This window comes from Bacillus sp. NEAU-Y102, from assembly GCF_054788175.1.
The window spans coordinates 417384-429390 of sequence record NZ_JBTWFK010000001.1 but is presented as its reverse complement, the minus strand read 5'-3'; the positions used below and the strand labels follow the sequence as shown (position 1 = coordinate 429390).

Genomic DNA, 12007 nt, shown 5'->3' with positions numbered 1-12007 from the left:
TAAATAGATATTCATCAGACAAGGATAATTTAGCATACCTTGAATAGGGTGAAGGAACGAATTAAATAAAAGGATTTTTGTTTAGGAAGGGACTGACTCAGGAATGGGACTTTCGGACAGGGTTTGGGGGGCGATGATTGCCTTTGGCATTGCGACTAATATCGTTGCTTGTATGATGGCAGTATACATTCAAAAATATGAGCTAATGATAAATCATCTTACAAATATTTTATTTTTAATAATTATCTCTTTAACGTTTATTAAGATGAAAATTAACAGATGGGTGGCTTTAGGATTTACATTTGTTGTAATAGAGAAAGGTATTAAGGCGGGATATGACTTCTACACACATGATTATTATGGTGTCAGTTGGAGTTTAGCTATCATTGTCTATTGCATATACGAGATGAAAAAGTATCATATTGAAATAAATGAATAGTCTCAACAATAAGATGTTAGTAGGTGTAATTTTTTAAATAATAAAAAAAAGACACTACAAGAGTGTCTTTTTTTTGAAAATACTCTATAATTAACTTTGGGGAAGGTAATGTTAGAGTATTCGTTTAGCATTATCTTTATATTTGATAAACCATGAAATCGAAGGATTTTGTGGTTTATTTTTTGAACAATAGATATTACAGTATTGGCAGTGAGCTAGTGATCATTTTAAGCATTAGGAGAGAATGGATTAAAAGTCTAACATCGAATAACGGTTCCGGAATATAGTGTTGCGAAATGATCTCCCATATCCCAAACGGTACTTGCCTGTATATAGCCCTTAAAGCCTTCTGAAGAATAATAAATCTCTTTTGGTATACTTTCTTTAGTTTGGAAATGTGCTTTAGAGTACTTTACATAATGGTTTTTAACAACTTTTGCATCTGGAACAATAGTGTTTTTTTGTTCCAATGTTGGCCTAGCACTAGAAGGTGATATAAATTTTACAGTGTCTTGGTAATTAGGATCTAAGGTGTCAGCTTGTACACTGTGTGACGAAACAATTGTGCTTAAACTACTTCCCGCGATTAAAGTTGCAAATACTAACTTTGAGAATTTTGTTAATCTACTCATTCTATAATCTCCTTTTTATTATTTTGTAAGGTATCTCCTTACACCTCACAGTCTATATCCACTACAAAAGGGTGTACATACATATTGATAGACAAAATCCTACAAAATACCTCATGTTTTTGGGGACGTGTATAATAATCCAATGTTTAATAATTTATCAGAAGTAAAAAAGTAAGTCTTATATAAAAGAAAAAGAATAATTTATGCAGGTAATGTATATAAAATTATTGTTTGAATATTCTAAAATGAGTTGATAAAGATGTGGGATTGTTTTTTAGAAAATAAATGATTCCAAAGATTAAATTTAGAAGTTTAATTCTCTTTGTAAGTTTATTTTTATAATACTATTCACAGGTGTAGATTACTAAGATTTAAATATAAAATGTCTAAAGATTTTTGTACAACCAAACAGTTAAAATATAAAAAAGTGAGAAAAATGATAAACATTCTTCTCACTTTCATCAATTAGGGTGGCATATACATAAATATGCGTTTGGGTAGATTTTTGAATGAAAAATCCACATGCATAGTATAACAAAAAAAATAGGGCTTTTCACATGTAATATTGCATATGAAATATAGTAAAGTTTTAAATTTTAATATTACAAACTTGTATATACGTGTTACAATGTAATTCTCTAATTTATTTTATTCAGCTATTTAGAATTTATGTTTTAGTTAATTTATTATGGTAAGGATTTCATCTGATTGGATTAGCGCTAAACTAGATTTTTATCCAAACAAATCCAATAATTATTTTTAAAATGAAGTATATGTTGTATCCAATTTATTTGGAATAATTCGTAGTCTAATAATTGCTGAATCTAGAAAAAAACATATTCGAAAGGAGGACAGATAAAACTCTGCCTGTGAAATTTAAATCGCTAAATGGTAAAGTGCGGATGATAGGATGTAATTGTGATTTCATTTCGAATGGTACCATAAATGAATATGGAAAAATATAGGATAAAAATTTAAATAAACTATATAAGTAGTAAAAATGAAAAGGAGAAGTATCTAGTGTTTAATATAAAAGAAAGATTGGGACAAATAAAGCTTAAAACGAAGTTGTCTATGGCATTTATAGCAATATTAATTATACCAAGCCTTATCGTAGGAGTATCATCTTATAATAAAGCAAAAACAGATCTTAATGAAACAATTCTACAATCAGCAAAAGATAATATAAGTATTTTAGACAAGATTGTTGATGATGAATTAGAAAATAAGCATACAGATGTCACTCATTTTGCAAAGGTACTCACACAAGGGGATTATAATCCTGAACAATCGCAAAATGTACAGAGTAAATTTGATCAATATATACAGTTACATCCAGAGATAGAAACGATTTATACGGCATCCAGTAACAATCAATTTATTCATGCACCTGTTGGCAAAATACCAGAAGGGTTTAATCCGTTAGAAAGTAGTTGGTATAAGGATGCAGTAAAAGCAAATGGAGAGATTATTGTTTCATCTCCCTATAAATCAAAGTCTACAGGAAATATGGTAATTGCAATTGCAAAGCAAAATGCAGATAAAAGTGGTGTCATTGGCGTAGATTTGAATATTACAGATATCGTAAAAACATCCAAAATGATAAAAATTGGAAAGCAAGGATTTGTATCTATAGTTAGTCAAGATAAAACTATAGTTGTTCATCCATCACTAAAGCCTGGAGAGAAATTAGAGAAAACTTTAGCGGATGAATTGTACAAGACAGAAGATGGAGTAATTACTTATAGCCTCAATGGCGAAGATCGAAACATAAGCTTTAAGACAAATAAAAAAACAGGTTGGAAAATAGCTGGCGTAATGCCTACGAAAGAAATTGAAGAAGCTACTAATCCTATTTTTTATAAAACGTTCACTATAATAGGGGCTTCATTATTGTTAGGTGGAATTGTAATTCTATTCATACTCAGATCTATAATTACTCCACTAAGACAATTAGTCATTTCAGCTCAAAGAATTAGTCAAGGAGATTTAACCGAGAAAATAGATATTCGTTCAAAGGATGAACTTGGTCAATTAGGTGGTAGTTTCAATACAATGGCAGAGTCGTTACGTAATATTATTTCTCAAATTAACACATCTGCAGGACATGTAGCTGCGTCTTCTGAGGAACTAACTGCTAGTGTAGAGCAAGCAAGTGTTGCGACAGAACAAATTACAAAAGAGATGGAAGAAATCTCGAACAGTGCAGAAGTTCAAAATAATGAAGTTGAGTCTGGAGCCGAATTAATTGGTGAGGTAACACGAAATATTCAATATGTAGCTGAGAATGCATCTGAAGTATCGGCTTCATCCATATACACAAAACAAAAAGCCAATGAAGGTGAACAATTAGTAGAACAAACTGTAGCACAAATGCAGTCTATCCATCACTCTGTTTCTCAATCCGATAATGTAATAAAATTATTAGATAAGAAATCGCAACAAATTGGAAGTATATTAGAAGCGATTCAAAATATTGCGGAACAAACAAATTTATTAGCATTGAATGCAGCAATTGAAGCAGCTAGAGCAGGAGAACAGGGTCGAGGGTTTGCAATTGTTGCGGATGAAGTTAGGAAGCTAGCAGAGCAATCATCCGAATCTTCGATGGAAATTGGAAGCTTAATTAAGGAAATACAAGCAGACGTACATGAGACTGTAAAAGCTATGAATGAAGTGGGAGTAGAGGTACAGTCGGGAATTAAAGTTGCGAACGATACAAAGCAAAGTTTTTATGAGATTTCAAAATCTGCAAATGATATTGTGTCAAAAGTGCATGGTATGGTGGAACTATCTAATACAATGACTACTGATGCAATGAAAGTCGATACATCGATTGATCAAATAGCTATGGCTGTAAAAGAGAATTCTTCAAGTATGCAAACGATTGCTGGTTCATCTGAGGAACAACATGCTTCTATGGAAGAGATAAATTCTTCAGCAATACAATTAGCACAGATGGCAGAAGAACTTCAAGAGTTAATTGGTGGATTTAAGATTTAAGTTGAGATTCTAGGAGAGAATGCTAGAATCTTGTTACAGAGTGGAAATGCATAGTAAATAAGTATAATATATACTCTCTATGCGCGTATTGAACAGGCAGAAAACCCATTTAAAAACCCTCCATTTGGAGGGTTTTTAAATACATTTACATTAAATTTGTGGTGGTGCACCACCATAATCGCCAACACTATATGAAGGAGCAGGATAATGCCCATGAGTAGCAAGCTGATCTGTTTTAGAAAACTGAAAAATTCCCACCGTTAATACCCCAATAAAAGCAATGCCTGATAATAATAAGCTAATTTTTTTCATTATTTTAACACTCCTTTTGCAATTGATTTTTGTCTTGCTTGATAACAAATATGGAAATAGTCACTTACTTTTTGGTGGTTCTCTAATTGTCTACATTTTGTGGCAAATAATTCAGCGTATTCGACAACATATTCCCATAATTCTTCTTCCTTAAAGTATAAGATTCCTTCTTGAATGATTTTTTCTAATTCTTCCAATGGAATATTTTCGTTTAATCTTTTTAAAATAGAGAAGTGGTGTGTGTATTCTTCGTTATGAATTTTTCTGCAAATCTGTAATCCCTTATCAATGAGTTGGCTGGCCGTTGATTGTTCTCCTAATTTATAATGTTCCTTAGCTTGTAGGAAGATGGCCTTGAAGTGTGTAGGGATTTTCTCTGTTACTTCTGAAAGGTGACGAATAGCTAAAGTAGACATACTTTGATCAGAATACAGCCACCCCATAGTATTTTTTACATATAACAAGGAATCTTCTTCCCTATTTTTTTGTAGTAAATCAATTGCACAATGTAGATATTCTTCTGCTTGTTCGTACTGTTTTAAATAGATGCAGCAACCACCTAGCAAACTATTACAAAAGGCTGTTTTTACTTCATAACCTTCATACTTTGAAAAGATTGCTCTCGATTTATTTGCGTATTCGATAGAAGCGAGATTGTTATAGGTATGGTGATAGAAAGTAGCAATTCTATAGTAAAATTCAGCATGTTCAATTTCATCTGGTATAGCTACCAATATTTTTTCTGCTAGTTTATAATGTTCTTCTGCCTCAGTATAATTTGATATAAAAGTGGAATGAATGGATTTGAAAAAGTGATAATAGAATCGTAGAAATTGATCTGTAGGCATATCATAATCGCTAATAGTATCAAAACTATTTTGTTGAATACCAAGGCTATCTGTTAAGACCTTGTAACGAAATTCGAGTAGTGAATAGTATAGTAACAAATTTTGATCCTGATGTTCTTGATCCGGTTCAATGCTTAACTTATTAATTTTTTCATCAATTTTCTTTTTTAGATTAGTAGCTTTTATAACTTGTTGAGATAGCATTGCTCGATACCAGTCGTTCAATAGAGAGGTTAATTGCTCATTTCCCTTTACTGAAACACTCATAATATACGCCCCCATTTTCTAAAAAAATCCTAATCCAATTTAATTATAAACATCATAACAAAATAGAAGAAAAAATGGAGTGATATTACAATGTTTTTCAAGAAAATTCAGAAAAAATAATCAATTTATGTCGAATATACTCATAATAAAACATCCGAAAATTATCAAAAGATAATATGAGTCTTTATACGTTCTATCAGGTGAACTTAGAAACTGTGATTGAAGATTTATGAAATTTTCTTTTCTTAAAACGGATCAATTACGTATTAATTTTTAAATTATTTTATCGGATACATATAGTATGTATCACCACCAAATGTATAAATCTTGCGTATGTAAATAAGAAAAGAATAAAGAAAACAAAAGAAGAACTTGTAAGAATTTCTACAAGTTCTTTTTTGGATAATGTAAAAAGGTGAAACAGACTATCTCATTATTTGTAATAGTGAAATTATCTTACTTATGGTTTTGTTTTATAGAAGATGTACTATTATATTTGAAGATTTGTTCTAAATGTTGATTAAAGGAAAATTAAAGACTGGTAGGGGAGAAGTGCATAAAAGAGAAAGCCTTCTTTACTTATTCTGAAAAGATAATTCAAAAAGCAATTTGTGTATAGAATAAGCAATGCATGAATTCATCGACATTGGTGATAATAAATAAGAGAATCATAAGCATGAACTTTAGTGGAATAGCTACAAGAAGGGGATAATTATAAAATTGTTAAAGCTCAGTATAATTCTATAATAGTAGATATAATTATTGGAATTTTCAACTTAGTTACTTTTCGGGTAGGGTAAGTAGAAGAAAATAGGAAGTTTTTCTTTGAAGAAAGCTCTTTTGACAGGAATAGATTTTTTCATAACTAGAACAAATAAATTAATAATCGCATATACTGTATTGTCGTTAAAGCAAGACAGTATTTTCTCATAACAAGGGAATCACTAGAAAAATATGTGATTCCTTTATTCTTCAGTATAATGTCAATAGTTGATTTGAAATAATCGAAGAAATAAAATCTTTGTTAATGGACAATCACATCATTTTAGGTATAGTAGGTTTATAATTTAGACTATAAAATTAATGTGTCTTTTATTATTTTAACCAAGAAGACTCCCTCCATAAGGAACTCACAGCAAGTATGAGTAAGTGGGAGTAGTTCAAAGCATGCAATATTGTTTGATTTGGCTAATACATAGATTTATCATCTCAGAACTGGTGTAAGAATTATAATGTTTATACCATTCTATTGTATTTTCTAAAGTCTGTTGTAGGGACCATTTTGGTTGCCAATCAAGATTGAATTTTGCTTTGCTAATGTCAAGATTTAGTAAATTTGCTTCATGAAAATTTATTGCGCCTATATTTTCTGCAGTCCAATCCCCACAGCCCCAAATATCTAGTAAACTTGTCACTAATTTTTCTACTGGAACAATATTGCTGCTTAAGGATGGCCCGAAGTTCCATGCTCCTGAATAAAGGATACCATTATTTATAATTTTTTCTGTAAGGAGTAAATACCCGCTTAAGGGTTCTAGTACATGTTGCCAGGGTCTAATAGCAGTAGGGTTTCTAATAATAATCTTTTTGTTTGATTCTAATGCTCGTATACAATCAGGAATAATTCTATCTATTGACCAATCACCACCACCAATTACATTACCAGCTCGAACGCTTGCAATTATTTTCTTGTGGTGAGAAAAGTTTTCTTCTGAAAAGTAAGAATTTCGATAGGAAGAAATTAAAAGTTCGCAGCATCCTTTGCTTGAGCTATATATGTCATGGCCACCCATAGGATCAATTTCACGATAACCCCAAGGCCATTCTTTATTTTCATAGCACTTGTCACTTGTCACCATAATTCCTATTTTAGCTGATTCATGTAATCGAATTGCCTCTAGTACATTCATAGTTCCTACAACGTTTACCTCGTATGTTTCTCTAGGATATTCATATGAATACTTAACTAGAGGTTGGGCAGCTAAATGGAATACAATTTCAGGTTTATAATCTGTAAAAACCTTATTTAATTTATTAAAATCCCTAATGTCTCCACGAATATCAATTATATTGTTTTGAAGGTTAGTAATGTTAAAGTTATCATTTTTATTTTTAGGATCCAATGAATATCCGATTACAGTAGCACCTAATTCATTCAACCATAGGGATAACCAAGAACCTTTAAAACCAGTATGTCCAGTAATTAAAATTGTCTTTCCGTAAAAAGCATTATTAAAGTTTTGATTTAACAATTAGTCCACCTCCTTTAGTACCCTATTTTTAGGGGATTAGGTATAAATGTTTATTATTTTTATACCAATTAACAGTTTTTATAATTCCTTCTTCAATATTAATTCTAGGTTCCCAGGAAAGAGAGTTTTTTATTTTTTGCACATCTGCTTCAGGAACCCATCTTTCATTCGTTCTAGATGGAATTGCACCGTAATTTGGTCTGGAATTGGTTTTCAAATGTTTGAATAATAATTCTACATAATGTTTCAAGGGGTAAATAGTGCCACTCCCAATATTAAAGATTTCATTTTGTACAGTAGTATTCTCTACTGCTAGGATACAGGCATCTATTATATTTTCTATATAACAATAATCTCTTAATTGATTACAGAAAGTTAAATTTACATCTTTGTTTTGTAATACTTGCAAGATTATATAGCTAAAAATTTTATGTGGCTCCTCGCTTTCTCCGAATATGCCAAAAGGTCTTAATGTTATAAGATTAATGCTGTTTTCGCTAGCAATTTGATGGGCGAGTATAGTAGCAGCAGCTTTGGTACTTCCGTAGATATCCACAGGAGTTAGTAACATATTTTCATGAATAGGTTCCATCTTGTTACCGTATTCAGAACTACTCCCAAAATTGATAATTTTTTTACAATTCACCAATTTTGCTGCTTGAATAATGTTACATGTCCCTATAATATTTGTTTCTATAGCATGCATGTAATCTGTATGGGCAGAATTTACACCATAGGCTGCCAGGTGAAAGATATAATCCGGATTAACTTTCTTTATTGCATCCTGTACTTGTTTTCTATCTCGTATATCTATTTCATAGGTTTCAATATTTTTTATAATATCCTTTAGTCTCCAAAAATTTGATGGTGTTCTTATGAAAAGAACAATTCGTGCTTGTAAATTTAAAAGTCTTCGTGCCAAGTGAGAACCAATAAAACCGTATCCACCAGTAATAAGGAAAGTTTTATTTTTAAATGAAGTAATCATAGTGAAAATCTATCCTTTATTAAGATTTATTTTTAAATAAGGAGAGTATCAGTCTTAATTGTAATGAGGGGAGGAGTATTTAAAATAATTTTTTATTGTCGTTGTATCAATTTGGTCAGCAAATAAAGAGGAGGGGGATTTTTGAAAAGTATTATGAAGGGTATGACATGTCTTGTTCAATTGTTCAATATAAGGAATGTATATATAATCTAAAACTTCTGGAGGTAATTCTAAAGTTTCTTGTTTCCATAAATCGAACTCATTTGGATTAATAATTTGCATACTTCCAAAATGAAAAGCTATTAATTCATCTTGATCAATAAAAACTTTTTTATCTGTTTTTGATATAGAACTGCTATTTAAAATGACATTCCAAGGTGCTGCATCAATACCTTTATGAGTCATGATTTTTATATTAGAAAAGATGTTAGGAATGTGATTTAAATATTTTTGGTCACCCCATCTATTCATTTCAACATCATAATGATTATTGCAATATTCTAGGCATTTATCTTTCCACCATGTTAAAATTTCTTTGCTATTTTGATCGTTTTTGAAGCCTACTAAACCAGCTTGATATATACCGTGTATGTTTTCAATTTCAGTAGAGCTTCTTTGAGGGCAAAGGAATACAGAGTATTTCCACCATTCATCAAGAATGATATTAGGTGCTGTAAAGAAATACATATCAGCATCACAATATATAATGTGATCAACTTCCGGATAAAGACTAAGGACATGTAGACATAGGGGCGCTTTTAATGTCCAACAATATTCTTGTAAACTTCTATCATTTTTTATACTGAGGAGTTCATGATTTTCAATATCTTTTACCGGAATTAGTATGGCGTGCTTTAATTTTAATGTCTCTAATATTTGATAAGTTAAATCATCCATACAACAGATCCATACAGTAAATTTAGCGTTGAAATTTTCTAAGGAATAATAAGAGGTCAATCCTTGAATTAATCGTTCTTTACTTATAATCATGGAAAAGTTCATAAAATGATTGGATTGATTCATTTTTCTTCTTAATTGTGAATCTTTATATAAGGTTTGAGCTTTATTTATATCTTTTTTACTTAAAAATTGTTTAGTATCTTTATTGAATTTATTTTTTAATTGATTTAAAACAAATTGAATTCTCTCTAAATACGGAGTGTAAATATGGTTTAATATATTATTGGGTATTGAAATTGCTCCTAAAGACCAAAGATCAAAATCATTTTCATTAAAGATAGTAATACATGCAAAATGGTAAACAACTAGTTTGTCGTTTTCAATAAATACATCGTTTTTAGTCTTGTCAATTTTATAATCGTTATTATATATACAGTTCCAAGGCGCAGCATTTATACCTAAGTTATTTGAAATTTTTACTTTTGGAAAATATATAGGGATATAATCTAAATACTTTTGGTCTCCAAATTTCCCCTCCTCAGCCTCGGCACTGCACCAATCTAGACATTTATTTTTCCACCATCTTACACTTTTTAGTCCATAGAGATCATTCTTAAATCCAATTAGCCCAGCCTGATATTTTCCATACATTTTTTCTACCCAATCACGATCTCTTTGGGGGGTAAGGAAAATAGAGTATTCACCCCATTCCTCAAAAATAATATTAGGATCAGAGAAAAAGCATAAATCACCATCACAATATAGAATAGATGGTAAATCATAATTGACCAATAAATATTCTATCAAGACAGATTTTAAAGTCCAACAATATTCATTTACTTTTCTTTTTCTTTTAATTGCTTTTAGTTCACTATCTTCTAATTCTTCAACTTGTAACAGGTTTACATTAATTAAATTCATTTCTTTTAATAGTGAATATGCAAAAGGGTCTATACAACAAATCCACAACGTGAATTTTTCTGAGTACTGCATTAATGATTGCTGTAAAGCAATGATTTTCAAGACATATTCATTACCTACAATGACACAGAAATGATTATTTAGATCATGTTGTTGATTATAGAATTGGGGATTCATTCTTTTTTGAGTATTTTTTTTGGAGAGATTTGAAGCTTTAATTCCTGTTGAAAGCGGGTTAACTATTTTCTCATTAGAGGGGATATACAATCGAGGTAAACTTATTTTTTTATCATTAGAGTTCAATGTTTATTCAGTCCTCTCCACTAAAATTTATTAGGATTCCAACTTTCATCTACAGTTTTTAAATCTTTAGGTGTATCGACACTAGCCCAAAAGTCATTGTGTTCATAGACTGCGAGTTCATTGTCTTTTATTAAATTGCGAAGAGGATCTTCTTCTAGAACACAATCATCACTATCACCTAAATAATCGAATATTTCTTTGTTAAATACAAAAAAACCGCCATTAATTACTTCATCAAGTAATGGTTTTTCTTTAAAATCAATAGCAATTCCATTTTCGACCGTCAATAGGCCATATTGACTATTTTTTTTAATTCCAGTTAATGTAGCAATTTTTCCTTTTTCTTTATGGAATGCTATTAGTTGATCAATATCTATATTTGCTAATCCATCGCCATAAGTTAATAAAAAGGTTTCATCCTGTACAAAGGGTTCAAGTTTTTTTAGCCTTGCCCCGGTCATTGTATCAATTCCTGTATTTATAAAGTGTATATTCCAATTTTCTAATTCCTGAAGTAGCGTATATTGATCGGTTTTAAAATTCAAACTAAAGTCATTCTCTTTCCAGCTAAAGTCCATAAAATATTCTTTAATTTTCTCACCTTTATATCCTAGGGGCAAAATGAAATCAGAATGTCCATATTTTCTATACCAATTCATTATATGCAAGAGGAGAGGCTTTCCTTGAACTCGAACTAATGGTTTGGGAATGTCCTCTAAAATTCCTTGCATCCGAAGCCCTTTTCCGCCACACAAAATTATGACTTTCATAAATTTCTTTCCTTCCTCTCTATATATTTTACTAATTTAAACTATGTAGTTTGTTTGATAAATGTATACACGGTTGTACCATAATGACAATCAACTAAAAAATATATGTTAGATTTATAATTCAAATGCTGATTAAACGTGAAGAATACGCACTGTAGTTTATTCTCAATCTTATGTAAATTAGGTTATTCTAAAATCAATGCTTTATTTAATACTAATGAAAGAAATTACTTGTTTGTAAGATAAAAGAAGGGGAGGGAGATCAAGGGAATTAAAGAAGCTTATAATGAAAAATCTAAGAAGGAAATTAACTATTTAAAGGAAGAGTGAACAAATATTACATTGTAGATTTTACAAATTTAAAAAAGAGCA

9 protein-coding genes are annotated in these 12007 nt (G+C 30.5%); 2 read left to right on the top strand and 7 right to left on the bottom strand.

All coding sequences use genetic code 11. The annotated features are described in order from the left end of the window. The first annotated feature begins 103 nt into the window (after positions 1 to 103). Positions 104 to 439: a hypothetical protein gene (locus tag ACYFX0_RS02110; RefSeq protein ID WP_000524430.1), complete on the top strand. Its 336-nt coding sequence runs from the start codon at positions 104 to 106 to the stop codon at positions 437 to 439. Between the two features lie 257 nt (positions 440 to 696). Here ACYFX0_RS02110 and ACYFX0_RS02105 read toward each other — a convergent pair whose 3' ends face one another. Continuing rightward, a complete protein-coding gene (locus tag ACYFX0_RS02105) occupies positions 697 to 1071 on the bottom strand; it encodes a hypothetical protein (protein ID WP_000088964.1) in 375 nt (124 codons plus the stop codon). A gap of 1020 nt (positions 1072 to 2091) precedes the next feature. On the opposite strand from ACYFX0_RS02105, the gene ACYFX0_RS02100 reads away from it, so the two are divergent. Next, positions 2092 to 4074: a methyl-accepting chemotaxis protein gene (locus tag ACYFX0_RS02100; protein WP_000481863.1), complete on the top strand. Its 1983-nt coding sequence runs from the start codon at positions 2092 to 2094 to the stop codon at positions 4072 to 4074. A 150-nt stretch (positions 4075 to 4224) separates the two neighbouring features. Here the strand turns inward: ACYFX0_RS02100 and ACYFX0_RS02095 are convergent, their stop codons facing one another. From ACYFX0_RS02095 to ACYFX0_RS02070, 6 genes are all read right to left on the bottom strand, one after another. Next, positions 4225 to 4386: a hypothetical protein gene (locus ACYFX0_RS02095; protein ID WP_000724107.1), complete on the bottom strand. Its 162-nt coding sequence runs from the start codon at positions 4384 to 4386 to the stop codon at positions 4225 to 4227. Further along, on the bottom strand, positions 4386 to 5501 hold the full coding sequence (locus tag ACYFX0_RS02090) for a Rap family tetratricopeptide repeat protein (protein WP_000116956.1): 1116 nt from the start codon (positions 5499 to 5501) through the stop codon (positions 4386 to 4388). Before ACYFX0_RS02090 ends, ACYFX0_RS02095 begins: the two co-directional genes overlap by 1 nt. A 1160-nt stretch (positions 5502 to 6661) precedes the next feature. Next, the gene (gene rfbG / locus ACYFX0_RS02085) at positions 6662 to 7753 is read right to left on the bottom strand and encodes a CDP-glucose 4,6-dehydratase (protein WP_016098783.1); all 1092 of its coding nucleotides are present in this window, start codon (positions 7751 to 7753) and stop codon (positions 6662 to 6664) included. A 28-nt stretch (positions 7754 to 7781) separates the two neighbouring features. Next, positions 7782 to 8741 (bottom strand): NAD-dependent epimerase/dehydratase family protein, encoded by a 960-nt coding sequence (locus tag ACYFX0_RS02080; protein ID WP_000633065.1) that lies wholly within the window; start codon positions 8739 to 8741, stop codon positions 7782 to 7784. Between the two features lie 54 nt (positions 8742 to 8795). Then, positions 8796 to 10865: a hypothetical protein gene (locus ACYFX0_RS02075; protein WP_001087536.1), complete on the bottom strand. Its 2070-nt coding sequence runs from the start codon at positions 10863 to 10865 to the stop codon at positions 8796 to 8798. A 20-nt stretch (positions 10866 to 10885) separates the two neighbouring features. Then, the gene (locus ACYFX0_RS02070; RefSeq protein WP_199669938.1) at positions 10886 to 11635 is read right to left on the bottom strand and encodes a sugar phosphate nucleotidyltransferase; all 750 of its coding nucleotides are present in this window, start codon (positions 11633 to 11635) and stop codon (positions 10886 to 10888) included. Positions 11636 to 12007: the final 372 nt, after the last annotated feature.